This is a genomic window from Spongorhabdus nitratireducens (assembly GCA_947387575.1).
GTDB lineage: Bacteria > Pseudomonadota > Gammaproteobacteria > Pseudomonadales > Endozoicomonadaceae > CANDOC01.
On record CANDOC010000004.1, the window covers coordinates 294507 to 321493 of the forward strand.

The 26987-nt window shown below is 50.0% G+C and carries 28 protein-coding genes; 12 read left to right on the forward strand and 16 right to left on the reverse strand.

All coding sequences use genetic code 11. The features are described from left to right. Positions 1-100 precede the first annotated feature (100 nt). The 6 genes from ccoG to ACYZZ0_RS09805 all read right to left on the reverse strand — a co-directional run bounded on the left by ccoG (position 101) and on the right by ACYZZ0_RS09805 (position 6105). Positions 101-1522: a cytochrome c oxidase accessory protein CcoG gene (ccoG, locus tag ACYZZ0_RS09780; protein ID WP_461536431.1), complete on the reverse strand. Its 1422-nt coding sequence runs from the start codon at positions 1520-1522 to the stop codon at positions 101-103. 117 nt (positions 1523-1639) lie between these two features. Then, on the reverse strand, positions 1640-2563 hold the full coding sequence (ccoP, locus tag ACYZZ0_RS09785) for a cytochrome-c oxidase, cbb3-type subunit III (RefSeq protein WP_461536432.1): 924 nt from the start codon (positions 2561-2563) through the stop codon (positions 1640-1642). Next, on the reverse strand, positions 2556-2744 hold the full coding sequence (locus tag ACYZZ0_RS09790; RefSeq protein WP_461536433.1) for a cbb3-type cytochrome oxidase subunit 3: 189 nt from the start codon (positions 2742-2744) through the stop codon (positions 2556-2558). Before ACYZZ0_RS09790 ends, ccoP begins: the two co-directional genes overlap by 8 nt. Before the next feature lie 2 nt (positions 2745-2746). Further along, positions 2747-3358 carry a cytochrome-c oxidase, cbb3-type subunit II gene (ccoO, locus tag ACYZZ0_RS09795; RefSeq protein WP_461536434.1) on the reverse strand — a complete coding sequence of 204 codons (612 nt, stop codon included), beginning with the start codon at positions 3356-3358 and terminating at the stop codon, positions 2747-2749. A 23-nt stretch (positions 3359-3381) separates the two neighbouring features. Continuing rightward, positions 3382-4821, reverse strand: coding sequence for a cytochrome-c oxidase, cbb3-type subunit I (ccoN, locus tag ACYZZ0_RS09800; RefSeq protein WP_461536435.1), 1440 nt, complete (start codon positions 4819-4821; stop codon positions 3382-3384). Between the two features lie 345 nt (positions 4822-5166). After that, entirely contained in the window at positions 5167-6105 is a 939-nt protein-coding gene (locus ACYZZ0_RS09805; RefSeq protein ID WP_461536436.1) for a Dyp-type peroxidase, read from the reverse strand. Between the two features lie 243 nt (positions 6106-6348). Between ACYZZ0_RS09805 and crcB the strand changes: the two genes are divergently transcribed. The 4 genes from crcB (at position 6349) to ACYZZ0_RS09825 (ending at position 9953) form a co-directional block, all read left to right on the forward strand. Continuing rightward, a complete protein-coding gene (crcB, locus tag ACYZZ0_RS09810) occupies positions 6349-6729 on the forward strand; it encodes a fluoride efflux transporter CrcB (protein ID WP_461536437.1) in 381 nt (126 codons plus the stop codon). A 13-nt stretch (positions 6730-6742) separates the two neighbouring features. Continuing rightward, positions 6743-7390 carry an alpha/beta family hydrolase gene (locus ACYZZ0_RS09815; RefSeq protein ID WP_461536438.1) on the forward strand — a complete coding sequence of 216 codons (648 nt, stop codon included), beginning with the start codon at positions 6743-6745 and terminating at the stop codon, positions 7388-7390. A gap of 93 nt (positions 7391-7483) precedes the next feature. Further along, positions 7484-8809: an MATE family efflux transporter gene (locus ACYZZ0_RS09820; protein WP_461536439.1), complete on the forward strand. Its 1326-nt coding sequence runs from the start codon at positions 7484-7486 to the stop codon at positions 8807-8809. Between the two features lie 397 nt (positions 8810-9206). Then, positions 9207-9953 carry a class I SAM-dependent methyltransferase gene (locus ACYZZ0_RS09825; RefSeq protein WP_461536440.1) on the forward strand — a complete coding sequence of 249 codons (747 nt, stop codon included), beginning with the start codon at positions 9207-9209 and terminating at the stop codon, positions 9951-9953. Positions 9954-9957: 4 nt separating this feature from the next. Here ACYZZ0_RS09825 and ACYZZ0_RS09830 read toward each other — a convergent pair whose 3' ends face one another. Together ACYZZ0_RS09830 and ACYZZ0_RS09835 are read right to left on the reverse strand one after the other, a co-directional pair. Then, a complete protein-coding gene (locus ACYZZ0_RS09830; protein WP_461536441.1) occupies positions 9958-10659 on the reverse strand; it encodes a class I SAM-dependent methyltransferase in 702 nt (233 codons plus the stop codon). Positions 10660-10833: 174 nt separating this feature from the next. Continuing rightward, positions 10834-11322 carry a hypothetical protein gene (locus ACYZZ0_RS09835; RefSeq protein WP_461536442.1) on the reverse strand — a complete coding sequence of 163 codons (489 nt, stop codon included), beginning with the start codon at positions 11320-11322 and terminating at the stop codon, positions 10834-10836. A 328-nt stretch (positions 11323-11650) separates the two neighbouring features. On the opposite strand from ACYZZ0_RS09835, the gene ACYZZ0_RS09840 reads away from it, so the two are divergent. Next, positions 11651-13144, forward strand: coding sequence for a peptide ABC transporter substrate-binding protein (locus tag ACYZZ0_RS09840; protein WP_461536443.1), 1494 nt, complete (start codon positions 11651-11653; stop codon positions 13142-13144). Between the two features lie 197 nt (positions 13145-13341). On the opposite strand, the gene ACYZZ0_RS09845 is transcribed toward ACYZZ0_RS09840, so the two are convergent. Continuing rightward, the gene (locus tag ACYZZ0_RS09845; RefSeq protein ID WP_461536444.1) at positions 13342-13665 is read right to left on the reverse strand and encodes an antibiotic biosynthesis monooxygenase family protein; all 324 of its coding nucleotides are present in this window, start codon (positions 13663-13665) and stop codon (positions 13342-13344) included. A gap of 83 nt (positions 13666-13748) precedes the next feature. Between ACYZZ0_RS09845 and tusA the strand changes: the two genes are divergently transcribed. After that, positions 13749-13985, forward strand: a complete 237-nt coding sequence (gene tusA / locus ACYZZ0_RS09850) for a sulfurtransferase TusA (protein ID WP_461536445.1) — start codon at positions 13749-13751, stop codon at positions 13983-13985. 65 nt (positions 13986-14050) lie between these two features. On the opposite strand, the gene ACYZZ0_RS09855 is transcribed toward tusA, so the two are convergent. Then, entirely contained in the window at positions 14051-14758 is a 708-nt protein-coding gene (locus ACYZZ0_RS09855; protein ID WP_461536446.1) for a hypothetical protein, read from the reverse strand. Between the two features lie 329 nt (positions 14759-15087). Between ACYZZ0_RS09855 and cdd the strand changes: the two genes are divergently transcribed. Further along, positions 15088-15969: a cytidine deaminase gene (cdd, locus tag ACYZZ0_RS09860; RefSeq protein WP_461536447.1), complete on the forward strand. Its 882-nt coding sequence runs from the start codon at positions 15088-15090 to the stop codon at positions 15967-15969. A gap of 65 nt (positions 15970-16034) precedes the next feature. Here cdd and ACYZZ0_RS09865 read toward each other — a convergent pair whose 3' ends face one another. The 3 genes from ACYZZ0_RS09865 to ACYZZ0_RS09875 all read right to left on the reverse strand — a co-directional run bounded on the left by ACYZZ0_RS09865 (position 16035) and on the right by ACYZZ0_RS09875 (position 18383). Continuing rightward, positions 16035-17438 (reverse strand): MATE family efflux transporter, encoded by a 1404-nt coding sequence (locus ACYZZ0_RS09865; protein WP_461536448.1) that lies wholly within the window; start codon positions 17436-17438, stop codon positions 16035-16037. Positions 17439-17621: 183 nt separating this feature from the next. Beyond that, on the reverse strand, positions 17622-18173 hold the full coding sequence (locus ACYZZ0_RS09870) for an elongation factor P hydroxylase (protein ID WP_461536449.1): 552 nt from the start codon (positions 18171-18173) through the stop codon (positions 17622-17624). Positions 18174-18176: 3 nt separating this feature from the next. Further along, a complete protein-coding gene (locus ACYZZ0_RS09875; protein WP_461536450.1) occupies positions 18177-18383 on the reverse strand; it encodes a YqaE/Pmp3 family membrane protein in 207 nt (68 codons plus the stop codon). 137 nt (positions 18384-18520) lie between these two features. Here ACYZZ0_RS09875 and pdxB point away from each other — a divergent pair, with 137 nt between their 5' ends. Further along, positions 18521-19675: a 4-phosphoerythronate dehydrogenase PdxB gene (gene pdxB, locus ACYZZ0_RS09880; RefSeq protein WP_461536451.1), complete on the forward strand. Its 1155-nt coding sequence runs from the start codon at positions 18521-18523 to the stop codon at positions 19673-19675. Positions 19676-19760: 85 nt separating this feature from the next. Here the strand turns inward: pdxB and ACYZZ0_RS09885 are convergent, their stop codons facing one another. Then, entirely contained in the window at positions 19761-19955 is a 195-nt protein-coding gene (locus tag ACYZZ0_RS09885) for a PA1571 family protein (RefSeq protein ID WP_461536452.1), read from the reverse strand. A gap of 296 nt (positions 19956-20251) precedes the next feature. Between ACYZZ0_RS09885 and ACYZZ0_RS09890 the strand changes: the two genes are divergently transcribed. Next, positions 20252-21370: an ATP-NAD kinase family protein gene (locus ACYZZ0_RS09890; protein ID WP_461536453.1), complete on the forward strand. Its 1119-nt coding sequence runs from the start codon at positions 20252-20254 to the stop codon at positions 21368-21370. A 76-nt stretch (positions 21371-21446) separates the two neighbouring features. Here ACYZZ0_RS09890 and htpX read toward each other — a convergent pair whose 3' ends face one another. Continuing rightward, positions 21447-22319, reverse strand: a complete 873-nt coding sequence (gene htpX / locus ACYZZ0_RS09895) for a protease HtpX (RefSeq protein ID WP_461536454.1) — start codon at positions 22317-22319, stop codon at positions 21447-21449. A 186-nt stretch (positions 22320-22505) separates the two neighbouring features. Between htpX and ACYZZ0_RS09900 the strand changes: the two genes are divergently transcribed. Further along, entirely contained in the window at positions 22506-22748 is a 243-nt protein-coding gene (locus ACYZZ0_RS09900) for a YecH family metal-binding protein (RefSeq protein WP_461536455.1), read from the forward strand. A gap of 295 nt (positions 22749-23043) precedes the next feature. Continuing rightward, a complete protein-coding gene (locus ACYZZ0_RS09905) occupies positions 23044-24819 on the forward strand; it encodes a hypothetical protein (protein ID WP_461536456.1) in 1776 nt (591 codons plus the stop codon). Positions 24820-24873: 54 nt separating this feature from the next. On the opposite strand, the gene ACYZZ0_RS09910 is transcribed toward ACYZZ0_RS09905, so the two are convergent. Then, entirely contained in the window at positions 24874-25449 is a 576-nt protein-coding gene (locus ACYZZ0_RS09910; RefSeq protein ID WP_461536457.1) for a TetR/AcrR family transcriptional regulator, read from the reverse strand. A 300-nt stretch (positions 25450-25749) separates the two neighbouring features. On the opposite strand from ACYZZ0_RS09910, the gene ACYZZ0_RS09915 reads away from it, so the two are divergent. Continuing rightward, complete coding sequence (locus tag ACYZZ0_RS09915; RefSeq protein WP_461536458.1) at positions 25750-26949, forward strand: BaiN/RdsA family NAD(P)/FAD-dependent oxidoreductase; 1200 nt, start codon at positions 25750-25752, stop codon at positions 26947-26949. Positions 26950-26987: the final 38 nt, after the last annotated feature.

The following is a 26987-nucleotide window of genomic DNA, read 5'->3' on the forward strand; positions in this document are numbered from 1 at the left end:
TGTGACCCCTGAAATTATAATCCTGACAGTCACACTGTTGGTTAAGGCTTCAGGAAAGCACACCCCTGCCAGAGTCAGCAGATGTGCTTTCACTTCCCTGTTATTGCGGTGCAATAAAACTGCTGTTGATCGAAATATCCGGATAGCCGTCATCGGCATCCAGTTCCGGACTGATGGTAAAGGTCAGGTTGATTGAACCGGAATCTTTCAGTTTCGCCGGATCAATTGCAATACGCACCGGCACAGTTTCAACACCGCCAGTCGAAACACTGACTTTGGTCGGGCCGTTATAAACCAGTCCGGGGAAGCCGGAAACACTCACAGTAAAGTCGTGAGACTGCTGATCCTTGTTGATCAGTTTCAGCTGATAAACGTTCTCAATCTGGCCAAACCGGTTTTCAGTAAACAGCGAGTTACGGTCTCTCTGCACACCCAGCTCATAAGGCACGCGGTGGTCGAGGTTCCAGATCAGGGTGCTGATCATAATCACCAGCGCGGTGAAGTAACCGATCATGCGGGGACGCAGCAGATGGGTCTTCTTGCCATCGAGCTCGTTGGCTGATGTGTAACGTACCAGACCCTTGTCGTAACCCATCTTTTCCATAATGGTGTCGCAGGCATCGACACAGGCAGCACAGCCGATACATTCGTACTGCAGACCTTCACGGATATCAATGCCGGTGGGGCAGACGTGAACACAGGCTTTACAATCGATACAGTCGCCCAGGCCTTTCTCTTTGTAATCCATACCGCGCTTACGGGGACCGCGATTTTCACCACGCTTCTGGTCGTACCAGATAGTCAGGGTGTCGGAGTCAAACATAACGCTCTGGAAGCGGGCATAGGGGCACATGTGCATGCAGACATTTTCACGCAGCCAGCCGGCGTTCAGATAAGTAGCAACAGTGAAAAAGCCGATCCAGAACAGAGCCCAGGAGCCTGCATCAAACGACAGCAGTGCCGGAATGAGTTCCTTGATCGGAGTGAAGTAGCCGACAAAGGTAATACCGGTTACCAGGGCAACACTGAACCAGAGGCTGTGTTTGGCGGCTTTTCGCCACAGCTTTTCAACACTCATCGGGCCCTTGTCACGCTTCATGCGCTTGTTGCGATCACCCTCGGTGACGCGCTCGGCCCACATGTAAACCCAGGTGAAGACACTTTGCGGGCAGGTGTAACCGCACCATACCCGGCCTGCCAGTACAGTAATAAAGAAAAGGCCAAAGGCACAGATAATCAGGGTCCAGGACAGCATCATGAAATCCTGGGGCCAGAATGTAATTCCAAAGACGTGGAACTTTCGGGCTGGCAAATCAAACAGGACGGCCTGGCGACCTTCCCATTCCAGCCAGAGGACACCGAAATAAAGAATAAAGAGTAACGCGCCGCCTGCTATGCGCAGGTTGCGGTAAAAACCTTCAAACGATCGCGTGTAGATTTTATCCGGCTTCTGGTGAAGAGGTATGAGTTGGGGGTCCTTTGGTGAACCGGCTTGTTTCCCGGTGCCATCCTGAGGTCTCATAGTGTACTCCGAAGCGGAATTTTGTGTGTGTATAAAAACTGTCATGGCGGGAAAACCCGCCATGACAGGAAAAACACCTTGTATTGCCTGTCACATCATAAGACAGGCGTCTGGTGCTTACTTCTCGGCTGCAGCGTCAGCAGGAGTGCCTTTGCCGCGGGAGATGCTGTAGATGTAGGCAGAAACCAGGTGAACCTTCTCTTCACCCAGAATGGCTTCCCAGGGAGGCATTACACCGTTACGACCGTTACGAACAGTGTATTCAACCTGTGCCTTGGAAGAACCGTACAGCCAGGTGTTGTCAGTCAGGTTCGGAGCACCCAGTGCCTTGTTACCGCTACCGTCAGCAGCGTGACATACAGAACAGGTGGTCTGGTACAGGCCTTTACCGGCTTCCAGATCAGCTGCGCTGGCACCGGTGTCGATACCGCTCATGTTGCGAACAAAGGCACTGACCTGAGCCACGCCTTTCTCACCAAGAACAGGACCCCAGGCTGGCATCTGACCCTGACGGCCGTGCAGCAGAGTGGCCTTGATGGTGTCGAATTCGCCACCGTACAGCCAGTCGCCATCACGCAGGTTCGGGAAGCCAAAGCTGCCACGAGCGTCAGAGGCGTGACAGATTGCACAGTTGTTGGTGAAGACACGCTCACCCATAGCCAGAGCCTTCGGGTTTTCCAGTAGCTCGTCTACAGACTTGGCAGCCAGACTGCGGAACTGTTCACCGTACTTGCGATCGTGCTTGGCCTGTGCCGCTTCCAGTTCACCGGCAGAAGTCCAGCCGAGGTAACCTTTCCAGGAACCCAGACCCGGGTACAGGAAGAAGTAAACGACAGCAAACAGCAGGGTGAGGACAAACATCCAGGTCCACCACTGTGGCATAGGATTGTCGTACTCTTCGATACCATCGAAAGCGTGACCGGTAGTTTCGTCGGTCAGTTCTTTACGCTGGCTCTTGACGGTGCTGTAAAGCAAATATGTTACCAGACCCAGGCATGTCAGGGTCAGAACAATGATCCACCCGCTCCAGAAACTACTCATTGTTGTTCTTCTCCTGCTTGCTGTGTGTTATCCCTTCTGCCAGATCGTCATCTGCAAACGGCAGGTTGGCTGCTTCATTAAAAGCGGTCTTGCGGTGGCTGCTGTAAGCCCACAGGCTTACACCGATAAAGGCGATGGCGGCGAGCACGGTCGCCAGCCCTCTGAGAGTGTTGATATCCATAATCAACGCCTCTTGTCGATCACGGTGCCCAGAGACTGCAGGTAGGCAACGATGGCGTCCATTTCAGTCTTGCCACGGACTTCGTCCGGGCCGGCAGCGATCTGTTCATCGGTGTAAGGAACACCCAGGGTCTGCATTGCCGTCATCTTGGCTGCAGTGTCCTTGCCGTCCAGCTTGGCAGTATTCAGCCAGGGATAAGAAGGCATAACAGATTCAGGAACTACGTCACGCGGGTTGTACAGGTGAGCACGGTGCCAGTCGTCAGAGTAACGCTGACCAACACGGGCCAGGTCAGGGCCGGTACGCTTGGAGCCCCACAGGAACGGGAATTCCCAAACGCTTTCACCGGCTACAGAGTAGTGACCGTAACGCTCAACTTCAGCACGCAGCGGGCGGATCATCTGGGAGTGACAGCCAACACAGCCTTCACGGATATAGATGTCGCGGCCTTCCAGCTGCAGTGCGGTGTACGGCTTGAGGCCGTCAACCGGCTTGGTGGTTTCATCCTGGAAGAACAGGGGTACCAGTTCAACCAGACCGCCAAAGCTGATAGCGATGACGATGAAAACCATCAGCAGGCCGGCATTCTTTTCTACGATGTCGTGTTTTTTCATTGATTTATTCCCCCACGTCCCGCTTAAGCTGAAGCTTCGAGGGTGGCTGAGTGTCCTTTGTTCTCCGCCGCTTTGGCCTGAGAAATCGTACGCCAGACGTTGTATGCCATCAGGAACATACCTGTCAGGAAGAATGCGCCGCCAATAGCACGAACAATGTAACCCGGGCCGCTGGCCACAACAGATTCAACAAAGCTGTACATCAGGGTGCCGTCGCTGTTCACTGCACGCCACATCAGACCCTGGGTAATACCGTTAACCCACAGTGCGGCGATGTACAGTACAGTACCGATGGTAGCCAGCCAGAAGTGAGCGTTGATCAGGGTTACGCTGTACATCTGGGTCTGGCCCCAGAGGCGCGGAATCAGGTGATACATGGAGCCGATGGTTACCATGGCAACCCAGCCGAGAGCGCCGGAGTGTACGTGACCGATGGTCCAGTCGGTGTAGTGAGACAGGGCGTTAACAGTCTTGATGGCCATCATCGGGCCTTCGAAGGTGGACATGCCGTAGAAGGACAGGGATACCACCAGGAAACGCAGGGTCGGGTCAGTACGCAGTTTGTGCCATGCGCCGGACAGGGTCATCATACCGTTGATCATGCCACCCCAGGACGGAGCCAGCAGAATCAGGGACATAACCATACCAATGCTCTGAGCCCAGTCAGGCAGAGCGGTATAGTGCAGGTGGTGCGGGCCGGCCCAGATGTAGATCGCAATCAGTGCCCAGAAGTGGACGATGGACAGGCGATAAGAGTAAACCGGACGTTCAGCCTGCTTCGGTACGAAGTAGTACATCATGCCCAGGAAGCCGGCAGTCAACATGAAGCCTACGGCGTTATGGCCGTACCACCACTGGATGGAAGCATCCATCGCACCGGCGTATGCAGAGTAAGACTTGAAAGCGGTAACCGGAAGCGCCATGTTGTTAACAATGTGCAGCATGGCAATGGCAATAATGAATGCACCGAAGAACCAGTTGGCTACATAGATGTGCTTGGTCTTACGCTTGATCAGTGTGCCGAAGAACACAAAGATATATGCGACCCAGACAATGGTGATCAGAATGTCAATTGGCCATTCCAGTTCGGCGTATTCCTTACTGCTGGTCATACCCAGAGGGAGGGTAATTGCTGCCAGCAAAATTACCAGTTGCCAGCCCCAGAAGGTAAAGGCAGCCAGTTTGTCGGAAATCAGGCGAGCCTGACAGGTACGCTGAACCACATAATAGGATGTGGCAAACAGTGCTGAACCGCCAAAGGCGAAGATTACAGCGTTGGTATGAAGAGGTCGCAGACGGCCAAAACTCGTCCACGGCAGATCGAGGTTGAGGGCCGGGAATACCAGCTGGGCAGCGATTAACAGCCCCACTGCCATGCCAACAATCCCCCAAACTACAGTCATAACGGCAAATTGCCGCACGACCTTGTAGTTGTATGTAGGATGCATTGCTTCTGTCATCATTATCCGGATCCGTGCTCGGTTTATACGTATTTTGTGCGGCGCCATTGTGAGGAAACACAGGGTCAAATTCAATGATTTGTATCAAAGACGTAAGGAAAATAACGGATCATTATAAGTAAAGAGTTTTATTCTTTTTTTTACTGTCATGAACTTGCAGGTATGTTGGCGCTAACATCACGTAAATTGGCGCGAATGGCTGTGTTTTGGGAAGGTTACCGTTTATCGGAAAGTAAGTGTTTGTAAGTGTCTTTTTAGTGATTGTCAGCTACAGATTTGCTGACAATCACATCGGTTGAGTTCCCTCTGTCAATTATTCGGAAACTGTCTGCTATTTCAATGCGCCTGTTACCCGGAAATCGGTACAGTATTTTGTTGCAGGAACTCGATTGAAGGTGCAAAGAATTCACCACCGGTAACCGCGGTGGTGTAATTCATCAGATGATCATAATGACCATGTGCGTCTGACTGCATCATGGCTGCCAGCATATCGTTGAAGATCGACGGAGTGCGGGCATAGGCAATGAAAAACAGTCCACGTTCGTCCATGTCACCATAGGGCATGCTGTGGCGGAGAATTTCCCGGCTGCGACCCTGCTCATCTTTCAGGTTGACCCGCTTGATATGGGCGGTGGGAGCCTTCTGTTCCGCGCTGAACTCAATGTTGTCCTGCTTGGTACGGCCAATGACCTCTTCCTGGTATTCAACCGGCTCATGATTCCAGCTAACCATATCATGTACATAGCGCTGCAGGCTGATATAGCTGCCACCGGTAAATGCTGAATCCTGTTCACCAACCAGAGCGACAAGTGCCCGGTTGTCGCCTTCCGGGTTTTCGGTGCCGTCCACAAAGCCGGTCATATCACGGGAATCCATGTAGCGGAATCCAGTGATCTCCTCTTCCAGCATAACGCTGCCTTCCAACTCATCCAGAATGATCGAGGCCAGCTCGAAATTCAGGTCTTTGCGGTTTGAGCGGATATGCAGAAAGATATCGCCGGGCGTTGCCGGTGCCAGCCGTTCAGCATCGCGAATGGCCTGAAACGGCTTCAGTTCAGTCGGGCGTGCATGCGGGTAAAGGGCATCCCAGATCAGACTGCCAATGCTGACAGTGCTGCTGAGTCGGGCATCCGGATGTTGAGTGGCCAGTGTTTCGGTCAGAGCAGGAATCGCGGCAAGCTGCTGCCGGATATGATTCAGACTTTCAGCGTCGTTATTGGCCAGCAGGGTGATAAACAGGGCATCGGTATTGGCTTCCGGGGTGATGCCGGACTGCGGAGTAGGCATGGGTCATTTTCCGGGTAGACTGTAAACCCGCAGAGTAAAACAGCAGCTACGCGGCACATCAAGGGCATGTCAAAACAATATTGATGTGTGACAGGATATATTCCGGATCTGTCAGAGTGTGACAGATCAAATCGTATAGCCTGCAATTGTGTTACAGTAGTTTATCCTATGACCTTTCATTGTTATGTCACTATCTCCTGAAGGTATTTCAGGAAAGTGATGCATTCTGAATCTTGACTATCTATGCTGAACTATCTTGCTGTTGCTCTGGGCGGAGCCTTGGGCGCCCTGATCCGGGTTCGTGTCTACGAGCTGTTTGCCGAGTCACGTAATGCTCATCTGTTTCCCTTGCCAACTCTGACGGTCAATATTATCGGCTCAATCCTGATTGGCATTGGCTGGTACTGCCTGGTTGAAAAATCCATGTTGCCACCGGTCTGGAAAAGTTTCGCGATCACCGGCATGCTGGGGGCGCTAACAACTTTTTCAACATTTTCACTGGACGCTTTCAGGTTGCTGCAGTCTGACCAGCCGGTAGAGGCTGTCGTGTATATTCTGGCCAGTGTATTGATCTGTCTGCTGGGAACCTGGGCCGGATATCAGGGCATTCGTCTGGTAATTTAAAGGGAAATAAAAATTGGAGCTGATTCATAACAAGCCGGATAAAGCGGGCTCTCCGGTATTGATTCTGGCTCATGGCGCCGGTGCTGCCATGGACTCTCCCTTTATGGACGACATTGCATCACTGTTGTGTGAGCAGGGCATTCATGTGGTCAGGTTTGAGTTTCCCTATATGGCGGGTCGTCAAACCAGTGGCAAAAAGCGACCACCTGATCGTCAGCCGGTTCTTTTGGATACCTGGCGCAGTGTTGTAGAGAAGGTCTCTGCAGATACCGGTGCCCGGGTATGGATTGGTGGTAAATCCATGGGTGGACGGATGGCAACAGTGTTGATGTCCGGTGCCGAGAGTGATGAAGACAAAACCCTGCCGGTAGTGGGTGTCGCTTGTCTGGGTTATCCGTTTCACCCTATCGGTAAGCCCGACAAGCTTCGAATTGAGCACTTGCCGGATATAAGTGTTCCCACCTTGATTTGTCAGGGAAGTCGCGATCCTATGGGCAGCAGGGAAGAAGTTGAGGGGTATGACTTACCTGAGCAGTTAAACCTGTGCTGGCTGGAAGATGGTAATCATGATCTCAAACCGCGCAAGGCATCCGGCTTCAGTCATGAAAAGCATATTGCAACTGCAGTGGAAACCATTGCCGAATATATACACAATCGTTAACCCGCCCTGTATTTACGATAAATAAGGATAGAAAGACAGCCTGCAGTTAGTGGAAAATCATACCTTTCCCCACTAACTGCAGGCTGTCTTTCTTTGTACAAAGAATTAAAAAAAATCTGGGATTTCTCCTGGCCAGTAACGCTGGCCAATATCACCGTGCCAATGCTTGGACTGGTCGATGCGGCGGTACTGGGGCATCTGGATTCTGAAATCTATCTGGGTGGTGTTGCGATCGGCACCACGATCTTTACCACGATTATGTGGGCCTTTGGTTTCCTGAGAATGGGTACTGCCGGGCTGGTGGCACGGGAAGCCGGTAAAGGAGATCAGACTGCTCAGGTTTCGATTTTGCTCAATTCTTTAATGCTGGGATTGGCCTGTGCATTGCTGTTGATTCCGGCCTCATATCTGCTGACTGGTCATATGCTGGGCTGGTTTGGTGCCAGTGGTGCCGTCAGTGAGCAGGCGGTGATTTATTTTCAAACCCGGCTGATCGGTTCCCCGGCTGTATTGGCCAATTACGTCATTCTTGGCTGGCTGTTGGGAATGGGCAAACCAAGGGCGCCTTTGATCCTGCTGGTCGTAGCAAATCTGCTGAATATCGTTCTGGATCTGTTTTTTGTTCTGGGACTGGGCATGGCAACCCGGGGCGCTGCACTGGCTTCTGTTATAGCGGACTGGAGCACATTACTGCTTGGGTTCTGGCTGGTGAAAGAAGTATTCAGTAATCACCAGATGGCTTTTAATCTTTCACAGCATCTTCGACCCGCAGAAAGCTGGGAAATGGTGCGGCGGGTTATCAGGGTAAACGGTCATCTTTTCGTGCGCACGTTGCTGGTGCTTTTCACCTTTGCATTTTTCACCGCTAAAGGCGCCCAACTGGGAGATAATACGCTGGCAGCCAATGCACTGTTGTTGAATCTGGTGATGCTGGTGGCGAACGGGCTTGATGGTCTGGCATTTGCCGCTGAATCGCTTTGTGGTCATGCACTGGGACAGAAAAATATCGCCAGCTTCCGTAAAACCGTAGCCCTGACAGGTGTTATGTCGTGGATTGGAGCGCTGTTGTTTACTGCCGGTTTTGTACTGGGAGGCCCACTGCTAATTGCTGCTATGACCGATATTGAAACGGTCAGAGTGGAAGCGCTGGCTTTCCTGCCCTGGTTGCAGTTGATGCCATTAGTAGCCGTAACCGGTTACTGGCTGGATGGGGTTTTTATCGGAGCGCTTCGTACCGATTTGATGCAACACACCATGATTTTCAGTGTGTTACTGGTTTTCCTGCCAGTATGGTACTTCACTCAGGATATGGGTAACCATGGCCTCTGGCTTGCTATGATAACCTTTATGTTCGGGCGCTCGGTTTCCATGCTGGTGGCAGGGCGAGTGGTCTGGAAGCAGCCACCGGTTTTACATTAATTTCTGATTGTTCCTGCCTAGGGGCTGTTGACAATTAGACATTCGACCAGTTCATCACACAAGCCCTCAGGTAAGGCGAACGGCGAAGGGCATGGTGGTTCCACGCTCAAGTCGTTCAACGCGGCATGAGGGCTTGTGTGATGAACCCGAAGGGCCGCTCATGGTTTACGCCATGCCGCGTTGCTCACTGTTTATGTGGAATAACCACACAGCACAGTTCGCGCCTAACCTGACGTAAACCATGAGCGGCTGGTCGTATGTCTAATTGTCAACAGCCCCTAGGTATGTGTACGTTATGAGTTTCTGGCTTTATGCTGGAATTTTGCTGTTGCTCATTTCGGGCAGCTCTTATGCAGAGTTGCCCGCTAAAACCATACCGTCATTGAGGGAGAGCTCAATGCAGGCAGAGACCGCAAGCAGCCATTATGCAGAACTGGGATCCGGTTTTGATCAGGCCTGGTTTTTTGCTTCAGGCTACAGGGAGTGGCTGGCAAACCGGATTTGTCTTCAGCTGCAGCTGGGAGCAGAAGATGTGCTGGTTGATATTGGTGGAGGAACCGGACTTTTTTCTGAACTGGTGCGTCAGCAGGCTGGCTTGAAGCCGGATGTTGTCTGTGTTGATCGTTGTCCGGAGTTACTGGCTGAGGCAGCGAAACGGCCGGGTATAAAAGTATGTTGTGCTGATGTGCAGCAGTATTTCATGTCACCGCTACCCGGACAGAAAATTTTACTGAAAGAAATTGTTCATCATTTGCCGCAACGGCCTCAGTTATGGCAGAACATGCATCATGCGCTGCCAGTCAAAGGCTCGGTATTGATTGTAACTCGCCCCAGACAAAGTGAATTCCCGTTATTTGCCGCAGCGCTGGAAGAATTTGCCCGGACCCAGCCTGATAGTGAAACGTTGATTGCCGAACTGCAGCAGGCAGGTTTCAGGGTTCAATGCACAGAAGAAAAATTTGAAATTAAAATGCCGACTGAGCAATGGCTGAAAATGGTGAGTAGTCGTTTTTTGTCAACGTTAACAATGATTGATGAAGAAGCTTTTCTTCAGGGATACGAAGAGTTAAAGAATCAACTGTCAGGCCGGCAGACAGTTGAGTTTGCCGACCGGATCATTTTTATTCAGGCGGTTAAACGCTAAAGGTTTATTCTGCTTTTTTTTCGAAGCAAGCTTCCTGTTTTCCGCCGCTGTTTGTGCGATAAAAATGCAGCACAGCTCCTTTAAAAGGCTGCTCCAGATAGTCTGTAGGTTTTTGGGGTTGTTCTTTGCACTGATAGCCCTGTTCCTGCATCTGTCGTATGAATTTCCGGCTGCGTCCACGGCCGGGGTCAACAATAATCACCTCACTATCAGCATGCGTATGTTGCAGAATAAAGTTCGACAGTAGTGATACATGGGCGTCTTCATAGAGAAGATCGCTGCCAATAATGACATCAAACTGTCCTAGTCCAGAATGGCGTTGGTTCCAGTCAACGCGCTGGAAAGGAATCGAGCTGCCACCATTTAACCGGTTATTGACCTCAAGAAAGTTGCCTGCTTCCGGATGGTAGTCGGTAGCAGTGATATCGGCCTGAAGATGATTCAGAGTCAGACTGGCCAGACCAATGCCACAGCCAACTTCAAGGATACGTTTGTTTTTTGTCGGATAATTCAGCAGGTAATGTGCCAGTACAATACTTGAAGGCCATACAATGCCGAACAGTGGCCAGAGGGCTGATGAAATGCCTGCTTTTGCTGCAATACCATTATGGTCGTAATACTGCTGACGGTCCCTTAATGTACGCAGGTGGATATCAATATCATCTCCCAGCTCAATGGTCTGGTAGCGTACGCGCAGTTTGTCCATAGGATCCCTGTTATGGTAGTCAGGCTGCTGTGGCCTGAGCGGGTGCTTGAATGCAATTTCTTACTACCACTTGTTCCAGACTACCGGTAAACAGCGCCGGAAGCGATAACAGGTTATGAGCTCTGGGGCGGGGCAACATAATGTTGCAGGGTCAATTCCAGGGTTGTGCTGATGTTATTGGGGTCTCTCTTTAATCAGGGTGCGTTTGGCTTTGGGTGTCAGCCGGTAGTACATGCCATAGGTACTGTTAATCGAGTGAGACTTGATCAGACCGTGATCTTCCAGCTCATCCAGTGCGGCCTCGGTTTTCAGCGTCCCCAGTTTCATCATTTTGATAACGGACGTTTTATAAAAGTAGTCGCGATCTTTTTCAATAATCCGGACAAACACATTGGCTGCAATCCGGGAGAGAGGCTCCGGAGGAACCGGTGAGGCTGCCTGCATAGCCGGTTCCGGTAACAATCCATGCATAATGATTTTGCCGGACTTGATTTTCTGCAGCTCGGATGAACAGCTTTCCAGCTGCCTTTGCAACTGAGCGTTGTTCTCCTCCAGCCGGGTGATGTGTTCATCCTGTTTGGTAAAGGCCTGTTTGAGTTGCTCAAACTCAGCGAATCCCAGTGTCCGCCCCTTCATTTTTGTTAACAGCGCTAAAATATCCATACTCTTCTGACTCTTCGTTCATGGCTGCTAAAACAATATTCCGATGCACAGGTCCCGATAGCACAGGCCCTGATAGTACAGGTCTCGCTACTGGCTCTGTGTTTGAATGGTCAGTGTGCGAATTGATTGTACTCTTAGAAGTCGACACAAACAGTCGGCTTGTTAAGTGTCTATGTAAAAGTCGAAGATATTCTCTTGTACCAGCGCAAGTCAGAGTAAAGTTATGTATTGCCGCATAAATATACGATTGCTTTGTATCCTGGTTTCTCTCTTGTTGATGGCATTTTTGTTCATTCCACAGAGCGGTTGGGGGACTGAACGTTTATCAATGAATACTCTGGTACGTACCCTGGACGGCGTGCCTGAAACACTTGATCCCCAACTGATGGAAATGGGGTATGAAGGCTGGGTAGGGTACGACCTGTTTGAAGGTCTCGTGACCTACAGTAATGAAGGCAAACTGATACCGGCACAGGCCACATCCTGGGAGGTCAGTGAAGACGGCAGGCGCTGGCGCTTTCATTTACAGCCCGGGCTGAAATGGTCTGATGGCCGGCCACTGACAGCAAAAGACTTTGAATACAGTTTCAGGCGGTTGGCCGACCCGAAAACTGCAGCGGCCTATGCCTGGTTTCTTGAAACTCTGGATGTAACCAATGCCAGTGCTGTTATTCGGGGAGAAAAACCGGTTGAGGCGCTGGGTGTTCGTGCAGTTGATGATAGTCAGCTTGAGATCAGCTTAGAGCATCCGGTTGCTTACTTTCTGGAGCTGCTGGCCTTTTATGGTTTTTTACCTGTGCCCGAGCATGTCATATCCGAAAAGGGGAGTCGCTGGATTCTGCCAGAGAATATGGTGGGCAATGGAGCGTTCAGGCTTGAGCAGTGGCGGGTGAATGAAAGCATTGTTCTCAAGCGTAATCCCCATTACCGGGATTATGAAACAGTACGACTGGACTCAGTTGCTTATGCGTTGGGTGGTGATCCTCTGGCCCGATTTCGAAGCGGTGAAGTGCATTTGAGTGGCAATATCACCCGGGAGCAACAGGACTGGGTGCTTAAAAATCAACCTGAATCGCTGCATGCTTCACCCGGCATGGGCGTCTATCTGTTATTTATTAACATCAATAGAATCTGCAGAACTCAAGATCGCCAAGCGCTTGCGCTGGCTGTCGACAGGGCAGCGATAGCACAAAGCCGAATACTCGGCCTGTCCGAGCCTGCGTGGCAGGTAGCACCGCCTCACTATGAAGGCTTTTCACCACAACTGCCTGATCTCTACCGGCTTTCGGTTCAGGAGCGAGTCAAAAGGGTAAAGCCTGAATGTCGACTTTCCAGTCTGAGAATTCTATACAGTAACAGTGCCCAGAATGATAAAAGGCTGGCCTTGATGACGCAGGAAAACTGGCAGCGTCATCTGGGTATACGGGTACAACTGGAAGGCTATGAGCGCAAGGTGTTTTACGAAAGGCTCAATGCCGGGGATTACGATGTGGTCGTGATGAGCTGGGGGGGGCCATACAACGATCCGGCTTCGTTACTGAATATATGGCATAGCAGTTCAGTGAATAACCGCAGTTTCTATCGAAGTGCTGTTTTTGATGATTTGCTGGAGCGGTCTCGTGGAGAGTTCAATACGGTACAGCGTATGTCCCTGCTGGCACAGGCAGAAGAGAATCTGATTCAGGATGTTCCGGTGATTCCGGTGGTGCACCCCAAAAATGTCAGGCTTGTTAGTGGTAAGGTCGATGGTTATCAGAGGGGGAATCCAATGGGGAGAACTTACAGTCGCTATCTGGGATTGCATAAATCCGGTAACCAGTAGCAACTGTAAGAGCCTGTTCACAATCTTATCGCGGGCTACAAATGCCGATAAAAATCCCAGATTCTCCGCTTTTCCTCGTTACATAGAACCACTATGCGCCTCGAAAAATCGAAGAATCTGGGACTTTTCTCAACATTCTCGCTATCCGCGAAAGATTATGAACAGGCTCTAAGAAGAACTTATCTTCTAATGCTGGGTCAGGTGCTGTAAATGCTGTAAACCTGAATGCTTTCCTGCTCTTCCAGCATTGGGTTAATAGTACTGATCAGTCGCTGCCGGGCTGCAGAGTGTTGCCAGGCTTTCCAGTCGGCTTCACTCTCCCATGTTGTAATCACAAGCCGGTTGCGGGGATGGTTGACCTGTTGCAGCGTAATTCCGGAAATATAACCTTCAACCTCATTCACTTCATGCAGTGTGCGCTGGATGGCTGCATCAAAATGTGTTTCCAGCCCACTGGCAACGGAACGTTTGATAATTACCTTGATCACGGTTTCTTCCCTGATATTTGTAATGGTTATCATCAACGGCTTGTCAGTAACTTCCTATCTGGTATAGCGGCGGATCGGGTGGTAGATTTAGCGCTGATTTTATTGCAGGTGCTTCAATGGATTTCAACGTCGATCATCAGCTGGATACTACCGGACTCTGTTGCCCTGAGCCGGTGATGCTGCTTCATAATAAAGTGCGCGATATGGCGGCCGGAGAAGTGCTTGAAATTATTGCCACCGATCCTTCCACTCAGCGGGATATTCCCAAGTTCTGTAATTTTCTGGAACATGAACTGTTGAAGAATGAAGCGCGGGAAGACAAATATTTTTATTACATTCGCAAAGCCGGTTAAGACCGGCTTTTGTATATGGAATAAGTTGAATTGATGAGTGTGGGGTAGGGAAAGGCAGGTATTTGTTAGTTATCAAGCAACTTGCTGAATGCTTCGATGGTATTTGCATCCCCATGCTTGATCTTGTTGGCGATCACATGGTGGAAGAAGTACTTGAAGTCTGGGTGTCTCTGGGCAGCAAATAATGAGGCATCGCCCATCAGTACCGGAGTGTTTTCCACTTTCTTTTCATCGGCCAGCATGGCCAGCAGGTCACCGTTAGCCCTGAGTTGCCAGCTGGTAACATGAATCAGGGTGATACTGCGAAAGTGATCGCTGGTCAGAATGGCGTGAGTACCTATTGGATCGGGAATTTCCTGCACAATATCTGCAGGATCAGTTGAATCATGCTTGAAATATGAAGCCGAGCTTTCAAGCTCTACCACCTTGTGCAGTGGCGCTTCAAAAAAAGCATGATCGTTGTAGGGATCAAAAAAACCTTCCCAGTGACCATTCAATGGATCCTGCAACTTCTGGCAGGGCACAATCTCGTTCAGCCAGGGCACCATGGCGTCAATGGAGCCGTCCCGGTACATGGCCCAGCACAGGATCTTCATACTGAACAGCTTGCCCGGATTGGCATCATTGGAATAGAGCATTTCGAGGCCGTCCAGCTCGGGTGCCAGCCGGACTATTTTCTGGGGTTCGTCAGCAGCCATCGGCTTGCGGGTAAACATATCAACAACATTGTTGTTGCTGTTATCCTTCCCTGAGTCGTTGGTGCCTTGCCCCATGCCTTTCTCCCTGCCATTCACATCCCTGTTGAAAAAACAGGAGCGACAGCCCGCTGCCCCATGAGATTCCTATCGGCCATGAGGTAAAGAGTGTTAGGTCGGGCTGGTCTGGGTTATCTCCCCAACTATCCCCTTGGCTATCCTCGTGAGATATGACTTGTGTCATTACTTATTGTGCAGGACTTCAATAAGCTGAACGCTAGGAATACTGCCCGTCAGTATTTTTATTCCGGTCCTCCCTCTTCCCCGGTGGTTTTTCAATTAAACGCCCCAGAGCCGGTTAAACTGACTGGCAGTGTTTTCTGGTTAATGGTCGTTGAGGATTGAGGATGAACCCCCGTTTTACCAACGCATTATCTCAAATGCCCGAAGCACTGGCGGACGCTGTTGCGCCGATGCTGACCCCCCGTTTTGCCGGGCATCTGACAGCAGGTCAGATTGAGGAACTGAGTGAAAAGTCCGGACTGAATGGTTCCGAACTGTTTCTTGCCTTGCTGCCGATCGCGGCTGCTTTAGCCTATGTCCCGATTTCAAATTTCTATGTTGGCTGTCTGGCCCATGGCGAATCCGGTGATATCTATATGGGCGCTAATATGGAACTGAGCGGCGAAGCGCTGTTCCACTCTGTTCATGCTGAACAGTCTGCTATCAGCCACGCCTGGCTGGCCGGAGAACGCAAGCTGGTGGGTATGACCGTCAATGCGCCGCCCTGTGGTCATTGCCGCCAGTTCATGACTGAAATGAACAACAATGAAAATCTGTTGATTCGCCTGCCCAATATTCCGGAAAAAACCCTGAACCACTTCCTGCCGTTCGCCTTTGGCCCTGCTGATCTGGGGATTGAAGAAGGTCTGCTGGATGGTAAGGATTACGGCATGACGCTGGAGAGTGATGATGCGCTGGTTCAGCGTGCATTGAAAGAAGCCAACCTCTCCTATGCACCCTACAGTAATACTCCGGCTGCCATCGCACTGGAAACCAAAGAGGGTGATGTATTTGTCGGACGTTATGCCGGCAATGCTGCCTACAACCCCAGCCTGCCGCCGATGCAGATGGCATTGAATGCGATGATGCGTGAAGGCATCGGATTTGATCAGATTGTCCGGGCAGTCCTTGTTGAAGGTAGCAACGGTCACGTCAGCTTTGTAAACAGCACCAGCAATGCGTTGGCTACCATCAGCTCTGTTGAGCTTGAAGCTTATCAGTGCTGATGCCTGAAACCCTGCCAGTCCTATGTCGTAAACACTGAGACTGGCAGGGCTTTTTCCTTCCCTGTTTAGACCGTACGAGGCACTTCCTGCAGTGAAGCCTTCGGACTCATCGCTTTTCTACTGACGACAATCAGTCGAGTACCCAGCAGTGCTGCAGCACAAGTTAATCCTGCCACCAGACCAATCCAGAACCCGGCCGGACCCTGAGGGGTAATGGTTTCGGTTCCCAGCCCCAGTATATAGCCGATAGGCAATCCGACTACCCAGTAAGAAATCACCACCAGAATCATCGGCCAGCGGGTATCCTTATATCCCCGTAATGCACCGGCGGCTGAACCCTGCAGACCATCGGAAATCTGGAACATGGCCGCAAACAGCATCAGGCTGGCGGCCAGGCTGATAACTTCCGGATCATTGCTGTAAATCCGGGCGATGAACTCAGGCGCTGTAACCATCAGAATGGCTGCCAGCACTGAAGCCGCTACTGCTGTTGCCACACCACAACCAGAGGCAAAGCGAGCTTGCTGCGAATCTCCAGCCCCCAATGCCTGACCTACCCGAACCGTTACGGCCATGGAAATGCTCAGCGGTATCATAAAACTCATACCGGAAAAGTTCAGGGTGATCTGGTGACCGGCCACCGTCTGAGCTCCGAGCTTGCCTATCAGCAGTGAGATCACGCAGAAAATACTGCTCTCGACAAACAACGTCAGGCCAATCGGTAATCCCAGTTTGGTCAGGCTTCGGAACGCATCCAGCTGCGGCATTTCAAACCGTTCATACAGTTTCATAGGCTGATGAATTCTCCCGTGTACGGTCCACAGCAGCATCAGCAGGAACATAAACCAGAACACAACGGCACTGGACCAACCGCAACCCACACCACCCATTGCCGGGAAGCCAAACTTGCCGTAAATAAAGATATAGTTGGCCGGAATATTCAGCAGCAGGCCGGCAATACTGATCAGCATGGTCGGTTTGGTTTTACCAATAGCGTCGTTATAACTGATCAGAACCTGGGTCAACGCCAGTGCCGGAATACCCCAGGCAATAGCATCCAGATAATCACTGGTTAATGGAATCAGCTCAGGTGACACATCCATCCAGGTCAGAACACTATCGGCTTGTCCCAGCAGCAGAATACCAATCAGGCTTACCAGCAGGGCAAGCCATAATCCCTGGCGTACCAGTGGACCAATCTCGGTATAACGCTGGGCACCGTAAAGATGTGCGACAGATGGGGTAATAGCCAGCATGATGCCGCGAATCAACAGCAGCAGTGGACCCCATACACCGGAACCAATGGCAATCGCGGCCAGATCGGCAGCACTGTAGCGACCGGCCATGGCGGCATCGACAAATCCAACCGCATGGGTTGAAAGCTGGGCAATAATAATCGGGCCCGCAAGGTACAGCAGTTCTCTAATTTCTCTCCGGCTGCGGGAGAAAAAGGTCAAATCACTCCTCATGGTTTGTTTTATCCCTGGTATAACTGGATTGAGCACAATGAGCCATGCCTTCGAAAACAAGGCATGGCTGGTTACGATTTATGAATCAGGTGACTGCCGCTGATTTGTTAAAGTCGAATTAAACGGCAATGGACTGGTCATGGATGAGGATAACAGAAACGGAATCCGATTGGACTCCGTAAATCAACGAAGTGCTTTGAGATTGAAGTTGTGCGCAACCGGATAGGGCTGACGATAAAAGTCACAAAGCACACGACACAGCTTTTCTGCTCGGGCCGGTAACCCCTTTTCAAGCCAGCGCTGGGTTTCCAGAAAAATATTCTGTCTAAAGCCGGTCAGGTCCGGTGCTGGACCATTGAGATTGTCAGCACTGACACGGAATGGATAGCCACAGCAGTGAGCCAGAATCCACTCCAGCGCCTGGGGTTTGGCTTCGACAATCTCAAAACTGGCCTGTTGACGAGCACTGCGACCATCAGGCTCATACCAGTAGCCGTAATCGACCAGTTTGCGCCGTTCGGAGCCGGCGATACACCAGTGCGCAATTTCATGCAGTCCGCTGGCAAAATAGTCCAGTGTAAACACAATCTGGTGATGCGTGCTGTGCTCGCTGGCAGGCTGATACAGTGGCTCTTCGCCATTGCCTACCAGTAGGGTATTTTCAGATATTTCAAAGCACTGGTTAAACAGCTTGACCAGATCACTGGCCAGAAAATCAGAGTCTGAGTAGTCCATTGATTATTTGTCTTTATCCGCCTGGCGAATACACTCCATCAATTTCCGGTTGCGCTTGTCAGCCAGATGACTGTTGACTACAAACAGGGCATGAATAACGCCGGGAACGATACCCAGCAGCCACAGAATCAGGTTGAGAATGGCTTGAACCGGCTTGCCGCAGAACAATACGGCCAGCGGCGGCAGTAAAATGGCCAGAAAATATAACATATCGGGTACGTTGGTTGACCTCTGTTGCTATTGGAGGGGAATATTAGAACCGCCGGCCCAGTCAGGGCAACAGGCATGTTAAATGCCGACATGTGAATTTGCAGGCATGTCCATTGAAAGTTAATCCGGATCAAGTAATGAAAATTGTCGCTGATGAAAATATTCCGTTACTCACCGCCTTCTTCGGTGAGATGGGCGATCTGGTACCACTGCCCGGGCGCAGTATGACCGCTGCGGATATTGCCGATGCTGATGTGCTGCTGGTGCGCTCGGTAACCAAGGTTAACCGGGAATTACTGTCCGGCTCCAACGTCCGTTTTGTGGCTACCGCGACCAGTGGTACCGACCACGTGGATACTGACTGGCTGAAGCAGCAGGTCATCGGCTTTTCTGCCGCCCCCGGCTGTAACGCCCGTTCAGTGACTGAATATGTTCTCAGCTCGCTGGATATTTTACAGCAGCAGCTTCAGTTCAGGCTGGAAAACAAAACGGTGGGTATTATCGGCAAGGGGGAAGTCGGATCCCGGCTGCTGGAGACCCTGACCCGGCTCGGAGTGGAGTGTCTGGTTTGTGATCCTTTTGTGCAGGCACAGGCGGAAGATGAAGATGATGTTAACTGGTGCTCTCTGGATGAGCTGTTACAGCGCAGCGATATTATTTCCCTGCATGTGCCGCTGACCACCGAGGGTGATTATCCGACCCGACATATGATCAATGCGGCCCGACTGGAAATGCTGAAGCCGGATACCATCCTGATCAATACCGCCCGGGGGCCGGTTGTGGATAACCGCGCCCTGAAAGCCTGCTTGCTGAAACGAACGGATTTAACCGCTGTGCTGGATGTCTGGGAAGACGAGCCGGTTGTTGATCCCGAGCTTTTACAAATGGTGGCCATTGGTACTCCGCATATTGCCGGCTACAGTCTTGATGGCAAACTGGCTGGCACCGAAGCAATTTATCAGGCTGTCTGTCGCCATTTCGGGCTGCCACTCAGGGTGAAACTGGGTAATGTCCGACCGATTCCGGAGCTCAGTACCATTGGCTTTTCCTGTAATGCAACGGCAGAAAAAGCAGCTTCTACAGCAATCCGGGCGGTATATGATGTTCGTCGGGATGATATGGCGCTGCGCAGGGGAATTAGACTGGGGAGAGAAGAACAGGCAATCTATTTCGACCAGCTGCGACGGGAGTACCCGGAAAGACGTGAGTTCGGAACATTGAAAGTCAATTCCAACCGTTGTCAGAATGATGTGGTTGGCAGGTTGAAGGCACTGGGTTTTGCTATGAAATAAAACTTGATGATGCAATAAAGGCCCGGAAGTTTTCTGATTTGCCTTATTCAGGCTTCCGGACCGGATTCAGAGTGTTGCACAAGTCTTAGTCTGCCTTGCCGGTGTGATTACGGATGATATTGGCCGGCGGATAAAAATTAAAATGTGAACGGCGATGCAGTCCCTGCTGAACCATAGCCTCTGTCATCGGGCACTCTGTACCATCTTCAAGGATGATGGAGCCACCATTGAACAGGTCCAGTGATGTGTCCTGTGTCTGCTTTTTGGGTTGTGCCTGCATGAGAGTTTCTCCTGTTGTCTCCTGCCAAACTGCTGTGTCACTACTTCAAGTTAGGGGGAGTACATGACAGAGTGATGACGTTGTGAATGCAATTACTCTGTCTTGTAGTTTCTACGTTATCGGATCCTCTGGCTGAGCTGCAAGACATATTCATGCATGTTATGGGGATATTTTGTGACAAATGTTATCGGGCTGTTACACCGGTGACGGGTCGTGAATAGCGTTAACGTGAATTATTATCATGCGATTCTACAGGGTCGGCAGTAGTCGGTTGCAAAAAGAGCAGGAAGTAAAAAATGTTCAGACTCGGCGTAATCATTAATCCATGGGCGGGAATAGGCGGGGCTGTGGCTCTGAAAGGCAGTGATGGTGAAGAGATTGTGCAGGAGGCGCTATCCCGGGGAGCCAAACCTGCTGCCAGTAAGAAAATGCAGCAGGCGCTGGAAGTGCTGGCTCCGTTACAGAGTCAGGTTTCTGTTTTGACCTGGGGTCGTGATATGGGTGAAGCACTACTGAGTTCGCTTGGTTATCAACCTGAAGTGTGTGGTTACCCTGAAGCAGAAGTGAGTACTGCAGAGGATACCGAACGGGCTGCAAAAGCGCTTGAAGCGGCTGGTGTGGATTTGATTCTGTTTGCCGGTGGCGATGGCACCGCGCGTAATATCTGTAATACCGTCAGTGACAAACAACCGGTACTGGGCGTTCCGGCGGGAGTAAAAATCCACTCGGGGTGTTATGCCATTACACCGCGGGCGGCCGGTGAAGTAGTGCGTATGCTGATAACCGGAGAACTGGTGAATATTCGTGAACAGGAAGTCAGGGATATTGACGAAAATGCATTCCGTCAGGGCCGGGTCAGTGCACGTTATTACGGTGATGTGCTGGTGCCGGAAGAAGGCCGTTTTATGCAGCATGTAAAACAGGCGGGCAGGGAAGTGGAAGCGCTTGTTGTACAGGATATTGCCGAAGGACTGGAAGAGGTTCTGGAAGACGATATCTATTACCTGGTCGGTCCAGGCTCTACTACTGCCGGACTGATGGACTGGCTGGGGTTGGAAAACTCGCTGCTCGGTGTTGATGTGGTGTGTAACCGCTCACTGGTTCTGCAGGATGCCACTGCTGACCAATTGCTGGAGGTTATTGCAAACAAGCAGGCAAAAATTATTGTCACTGCCATTGGCGGACAGGGACATGTTTTCGGGCGTGGCAACCATCAGTTTTCTCCGGACGTTATCCGTCAGGTTGGGATAGAGAATATTATTGTGGCGGCAACGCGTACCAAACTGAAAGAGCTGGATCAGCGTCCACTGCTGGTGGATACCGGTGATATAGAGCTGAACAAGGAACTGACAGGTTTCAGCCAGGTTGTGGTGGGTTACAGGGATGCCGTCATGTATCCGGTACAGACGGTTTAGTCTCTAATATACAAAAAGCCCCGCTCTATGCGGGGCTTTTTGTATCATACGTATGACGTTTGATCAGCTTGTAGGTTTAACGGCCGGCTTCCAGCGCTGCAATACGTTTTTCCAGCGACGGGTGGCTCATAAACAGATCGGACATGCTGCGTTTGCCATTGATACCAAAGGCAACCAGTTGACCTTCAAGCTGAGGCTCGTAGCTTTGCTGCAGACGGCGCAGGGCGGCAATCATCTTGTGACGGCCAGCCAGCTTTGCACCACCTTCATCGGCCCGGAATTCACGCAGGCGTGAGAACCACATCACGATGATGCTGGCCAGCAGGCCGAAGATCATTTCCAGAACAAAGACGGTAGCCATGTAGCCGAACATGCCCAGACCGCCTTCTTCGTCATCGCCGCGAATAAAGTTGTCGATAATGTTGGCAACAATTCTGGCAATGAATATTACAAAGGTATTCACCACACCCTGTACCAGCGCCAGGGTGATCATATCACCATTGGCCACGTGACTGATTTCATGGCCCAGTACCGCTTCGGCTTCATCCTGGGTCATGTTTTCCAGCAGGCCGGTGCTGACAGCAACCAGCGCATTGTTACGACTCATACCGGTGGCAAAGGCGTTGATATCCGGAGACGGATAGATTGCGACTTCTGGCATACCGATACCGGCATCACGGGCCTGGCGGCTTACGGTTTCCAGCAGCCACTGTTCGTTACGGGTGCGGGGTTGCTCGATGATTTCAGCACCGGTCGAGCGCTTGGCAATCCACTTGGACATGGCAAGGGAGATAAAAGAGCCGCCAAAGCCTAATACTGCGGCCAGTACCAGCAGGCCGGCCATGCTGCCCCGGTTGATACCCAGCACACTGTATATGATGCTGAGCACAATACTGAGCATCAGCACAATAGCCAGGTTGGTAGCAATAAACAGGAGAATACGTTTCATTGTTGTAATAGGACCCTTCAGTTGGGAGCAGATATCAAGTCTTTATTATGGGGCCGGGAATTACCCTTTCAACCCACTTTACATTGTAACTTTAGCAGTCCGTGGTGGCTGTATGATTACGGATGACAGGGCTTGCCGCTCTGGAGTAAGGTGCTGGTTTTATATTCAGAAAGGATCGGGGGTTTTATGTCTCGCTCTAATCACGGCCGCAAGGTACTGGAAATTGTTCGCGAAGCAGAACAGGCACTGTCCCGCGAAATGCTGCTGCAGGAAATGAACAACCGTTTCGGTGAAGGTGCTGAATTTCATACCTGTTCGGCTCAGGGCATGACTGGTGAAGAGCTGGTGGAGCTGTTCCTGGGTAAGGGTAAACTGCAGCAGGGTGAACAAGGTCTGTTTATTGGTGGTTGTGGTTGCGGTAGCCATTGATAATAAGTTATGAGCCCTCTTTAGTTTTCTCTGGAGGGCTTAGCTTCATCGTACTTCAATTTTTGATGCTTTCTTGATGAATAACTTTTTATTTCAATACTTCCGAGCGTAAAAGTATTGTTTTTTGTATAGGTCGCTAGTTAGTCAAAAAATAATTTTTAAATTTACCTTCGTTGAAGGTGTTGTGAACTTGGCTTTTGTTTTTCTTTAGTAGTGCTACGATTGTTTAGTCATGTAATTTTCCAATGTATGTTCCTTTGAATGAATATTAGATAACCGGAATCAGGTCATTCAAATGTTTTATAATTTAAAGGCCGTCTTCTCTTTTTTCCTCAAATTTATTTTTCAGTCAGTTTTATCAGGCTGGGTTGTTGTCCTTTTGTTTTTTTTTGCTGAAGTAAAAGCCGCACCAGGTAGTGCGTCAGTCATGATGCTTACAACTCGATTTAATCCAGCTGATGATGAAAGACAATTGTTTGTTGTCATGGTATACGATCAGTATCGACAGTTATGGCGCTTACCAGGAGGAGATTTGAAGCATGATGGCGAATATCATGTGAATGTGGTAGCCAGAGAAATTATGGAGGAATTAAAAATTTGCTATGGGTTTCCTGACCTGACCAATCTAAACAGAACTATTACGTATGATGGGCATACAGTATATTTGATGGGGGATGAAACGTGCAGAGGGGTGTTTTTCTGGGATGGTGTTTGCTCTGTAGATCCGACTTATAGTTTTCCCTTGAAATTTACTGCTGAAGAAATAGAAAGCAAAATTATACTGGAGCAAGATCTGAATCCTCTGGGGCCAGAAAATAAAATCTACCATGAAGTAATAAAGGTGACTCTGGTTCCGGTAAGGCGATTATGTGGCTGGTTGCATGAAAACCCGTTACAAAAACAAGAGGCTGAGCCTTTAAGTAAGTCTGTGATAATTGAAGGCCTGAGTGTTATTTCTGGGTTTAATGTTGAAAGTCGTTTGTTATGGATTTTATCTCAGGCTTCGATGATCGAATCATCAGGTATTACCTCATTAGCTATGCTGGATACGATAGCTGACCCGGCACGAAGATGCTTATTGGACAGGCTAATGGCAAAGAGTTTTATTTTAACTTATGAAGCTATCAGCCATGCTCCTGTGTTGGATTTTGATTGTACAACAGGTCATGCACCTCGCTCATTAGAAGTAACCTGTCATGAAAGCCATGAAAAAGAGGTATCAGAATCTTCATGTATTCCTTTGACTATTATGGAAGAAGAACTTAGAGACTATGTTGAAAAATATGGCGAAAAAGATAAAAAGAAAGTTTCTAAAAAGACACGCAAAAGTCGAAGGAAAGTTACTTTCGCCTCTGCAGTTAGAGAAACATATTGTGATGATCGAGATATTTTGGCTCAAAATGAATTGGATGAGGTATTGGAACTTTTTGCAGCTAAAAAATATGATGAGGTTCAAGAGTTTCTTTTTATTCAATATGTTACTGATCTGACTACATGGGCTGATGAAAAAAAACGTAAGGTTTCATATGAATGTTTAGTTGAGTTCTTGAAATCTAAAATTAGAGTAGAAGACGTTGACCAATTCGACTCTATTGTGAGAGAGGCGGAAAATAGAGTTAATGTTCAGGTTAGCTCCTCTGCAAATATTATGAATAAAAGTGGTCAGGAGTCTACATTGAAATACATTTCCAGCCTGGATGGGAAAATTGAGCGGGCAGCAACTTCTAAAGATGGATTTGCGGACGAGGCTGAAGTTGCCAGGCTTGTTTCGGAGCGTGAGGAAGCTCAATTATCACTTTTGGCGCAAAAGCAGAGAACAGTTACAGGTTGGTCGGCGAGCCAACAACTACCACCGTATGTTACTCCCCGACTTCATATTCTTAAAAAATTACTTGAAGATGGGGAAGTTGAAGATGCGCTTTCATTGATTGAAACGGCACGTAATATGGATACCGTAAAGAAGATGATAACCATGCTGGCAAGGTGTGGATACCCGCCTATCTTTACAACTGCTGCTGTACAGAGGTTACAGTATTTGCGAAAAATTGCTGAATGCCAACCAGATCACTAATAAAACAAAAAAATCCCCCATTGCAACAAGTACTGAGGGATTAATTCTGTTGTTTCAGTTTGTTGTAAGCACACCATTATTCAAAGTGTTTATAACAAGCTCTGAGGCGTCATTCCGAGCAATAAAGCCATCGCTTACAGTTTTCCAGGCGGTATAGATCATCGTGTCGATTACTGCGACAACCCAGCTCACAGGCAGCTCAGGGTTAAGGTGACCTTCTTCTTTAATTGTTTCAATGAGTTCTGTAAGAGCATCCATCTGCTGCTGATACATATCGGAAATATCAGGGAGCTGCATCGCTTTCCATTCGTACATCAGGAAGTGATAAGAGTCTCCGAGAGGAATCATGACCTGGACCAGTTCTTTCAGCTTTTCCAAAGAAGGTTTGTCTGACTCCAAAATAGGTTTGCCTACATCTCGGGAAGTCGTGAGGGAGCGTCGAACCAGTTCGGCAATCAGCTCTTCTCGATCCTGGAAGTGGCGATGGAGAGTTGCGCGTCCAATACCGGCATTGGAGGCAATTTGACTCAGGGTGGCTCCGGGGTTCTCAGCCAATAACGTAACAGCTGAATTCAACAATGTTTCCAGAGCAGGCTTTCTACGGGTCTTGGTTGTTACCTTATTCATCATAACCGCATTCTTATTGACATAATGAGGAAGAAGTCTCGCAAAAAAGAGCCAAAATGCTTAACCGCTACGGGAGCGCTACCAGTCTAATCAAAAAAAAATAAGGTGATTCGCTTTTCGAGGCTTTATGCAGTTCTGTTAGACAAGGTGCTGAAGTTAGGAGACGAACGGTTATCATTTTGGAACATTAGTTCTTCTTATACAGGTCTGTGCGGGAAAATGCACAGTGAAAGTTACTTATTGGAAACCGGGGGTGACAAACTTTATAGTGCTGCGCTTTTATCTACCGGAAAAGTAATCACCATGGCAAGTCCCGACCGTTACGATGTGGCAATAATTGGAGCCGGAGCAGCCGGGTTGATGTGTGCCATTACGGCTGGGCAGCGGGGCAGAAAGGTCGTGGTACTGGATCAGGGCAAGCGTCCGGGGCGTAAAATCCTGCTCTCCGGAGGCGGGCGCTGTAACTTTACCAATATGTATACCTCGGCCGAGAACTATCTCTCGGAGAATACCCATTTTGCCAAATCAGCACTGGCTCGCTATACCCAGTGGGACTTTCAGGCACTGGTTGATAAGTACAATATTCCTTGGCATGAGAAAACGCTGGGTCAGCTGTTCTGCGATAACAGCTCGCAGGATATCCTCAATCTGCTACTGGATGAATGCCAGGAAAGCGGGGTTGAAATTCGCTCTCGCAGTACGATTACCGGGGTGGAGCAGACACCAGAGGAATCCTTTGCTGTTATGACTGATGGTGGCTGGGTGGAAGCAGAGTCTGTTGTGCTGGCTACAGGAGGCCTGTCTTTTCCTACTATGGGTGTTTCTGATCTGGGTTACCAGATTGCCCGCCAGTTCGGGCATGATGTAACTGGCACCCGTCCGGCGCTGGTTCCTCTGACGCTGGCGCCGGAATTACTGAGCCACTACCAGCCACTTTCCGGTGTTAGTGCCGAGGTAATAGCATCCTGTAATGGTCAGTCTTTCCGGGAAAACCTGCTGTTTACCCATAAGGGATTCAGTGGCCCGGCTATTTTGCAGATTTCCAGCTATTGGCAGCCGGGCCAGAAAATCAGCATCAACTGGTTGCCGGATATTAATACGCAGGAGTGGTTGGAGCAGCAACGTGAGGAGCGCCAGAGAGTAACACTGGCTACGTTGCTGGCAGAACATGTCTCACGCCGCTTAGCCAAAGTGCTTACAGAACAGATACTGGCTGAACAGGCGGATAAACCAATAGCCCAGTGGCGCAAAGGTGTACTGGAGCGGGTTGCAGAACAGCTTGCCAATGACCAGATCCTGCCGGCTGGAGACGAAGGCTATAAAAAAGCAGAAGTCACCCTGGGTGGCGTATGCACTCGCCAGCTTTCATCCAAGACCATGGAAAGCCGGTTGCAGAAGGGCTTGTACTTTATTGGTGAGGTGGTCGATGTGACCGGGCATCTCGGCGGATTCAACTTTCAGTGGGCTTGGGCTTCAGGGTACAGTGCTGGTATGTATGCCTGATTGTATAGAGTAACTGCCACCCCTGCCTGCAAGGGCAG

Bases quoted from the DNA above. Each gene is read 5' to 3' on its own strand.
- ccoG (WP_461536431.1), bottom strand. From the start codon at position 1,522: ATGAGACCTCAGGATGGCACCGGGAAACAAGCCGGTTCACCAAAGGAC.
- ccoP (WP_461536432.1), bottom strand. From the start codon at position 2,563: ATGAGTAGTTTCTGGAGCGGGTGGATCATTGTTCTGACCCTGACATGC.
- ACYZZ0_RS09790 (WP_461536433.1), bottom strand. From the start codon at position 2,744: ATGGATATCAACACTCTCAGAGGGCTGGCGACCGTGCTCGCCGCCATC.
- ccoO (WP_461536434.1), bottom strand. From the start codon at position 3,358: ATGAAAAAACACGACATCGTAGAAAAGAATGCCGGCCTGCTGATGGTT.
- ccoN (WP_461536435.1), bottom strand. From the start codon at position 4,821: ATGATGACAGAAGCAATGCATCCTACATACAACTACAAGGTCGTGCGG.
- ACYZZ0_RS09805 (WP_461536436.1), bottom strand. From the start codon at position 6,105: ATGCCTACTCCGCAGTCCGGCATCACCCCGGAAGCCAATACCGATGCC.
- crcB (WP_461536437.1), top strand. From the start codon at position 6,349: ATGCTGAACTATCTTGCTGTTGCTCTGGGCGGAGCCTTGGGCGCCCTG.
- ACYZZ0_RS09825 (WP_461536440.1), top strand. From the start codon at position 9,207: ATGCAGGCAGAGACCGCAAGCAGCCATTATGCAGAACTGGGATCCGGT.
- ACYZZ0_RS09830 (WP_461536441.1), bottom strand. From the start codon at position 10,659: ATGGACAAACTGCGCGTACGCTACCAGACCATTGAGCTGGGAGATGAT.
- ACYZZ0_RS09835 (WP_461536442.1), bottom strand. From the start codon at position 11,322: ATGGATATTTTAGCGCTGTTAACAAAAATGAAGGGGCGGACACTGGGA.
- ACYZZ0_RS09840 (WP_461536443.1), top strand. From the start codon at position 11,651: ATGAATACTCTGGTACGTACCCTGGACGGCGTGCCTGAAACACTTGAT.
- ACYZZ0_RS09845 (WP_461536444.1), bottom strand. From the start codon at position 13,665: ATGATAACCATTACAAATATCAGGGAAGAAACCGTGATCAAGGTAATT.
- tusA (WP_461536445.1), top strand. From the start codon at position 13,749: ATGGATTTCAACGTCGATCATCAGCTGGATACTACCGGACTCTGTTGC.
- ACYZZ0_RS09855 (WP_461536446.1), bottom strand. From the start codon at position 14,758: ATGGGGCAAGGCACCAACGACTCAGGGAAGGATAACAGCAACAACAAT.
- cdd (WP_461536447.1), top strand. From the start codon at position 15,088: ATGAACCCCCGTTTTACCAACGCATTATCTCAAATGCCCGAAGCACTG.
- ACYZZ0_RS09865 (WP_461536448.1), bottom strand. From the start codon at position 17,438: ATGAGGAGTGATTTGACCTTTTTCTCCCGCAGCCGGAGAGAAATTAGA.
- ACYZZ0_RS09870 (WP_461536449.1), bottom strand. From the start codon at position 18,173: ATGGACTACTCAGACTCTGATTTTCTGGCCAGTGATCTGGTCAAGCTG.
- ACYZZ0_RS09875 (WP_461536450.1), bottom strand. From the start codon at position 18,383: ATGTTATATTTTCTGGCCATTTTACTGCCGCCGCTGGCCGTATTGTTC.
- pdxB (WP_461536451.1), top strand. From the start codon at position 18,521: ATGAAAATTGTCGCTGATGAAAATATTCCGTTACTCACCGCCTTCTTC.
- ACYZZ0_RS09885 (WP_461536452.1), bottom strand. From the start codon at position 19,955: ATGCAGGCACAACCCAAAAAGCAGACACAGGACACATCACTGGACCTG.
- ACYZZ0_RS09890 (WP_461536453.1), top strand. From the start codon at position 20,252: ATGTTCAGACTCGGCGTAATCATTAATCCATGGGCGGGAATAGGCGGG.
- htpX (WP_461536454.1), bottom strand. From the start codon at position 22,319: ATGAAACGTATTCTCCTGTTTATTGCTACCAACCTGGCTATTGTGCTG.
- ACYZZ0_RS09900 (WP_461536455.1), top strand. From the start codon at position 22,506: ATGTCTCGCTCTAATCACGGCCGCAAGGTACTGGAAATTGTTCGCGAA.
- ACYZZ0_RS09905 (WP_461536456.1), top strand. From the start codon at position 23,044: ATGTTTTATAATTTAAAGGCCGTCTTCTCTTTTTTCCTCAAATTTATT.
- ACYZZ0_RS09910 (WP_461536457.1), bottom strand. From the start codon at position 25,449: ATGATGAATAAGGTAACAACCAAGACCCGTAGAAAGCCTGCTCTGGAA.
- ACYZZ0_RS09915 (WP_461536458.1), top strand. From the start codon at position 25,750: ATGGCAAGTCCCGACCGTTACGATGTGGCAATAATTGGAGCCGGAGCA.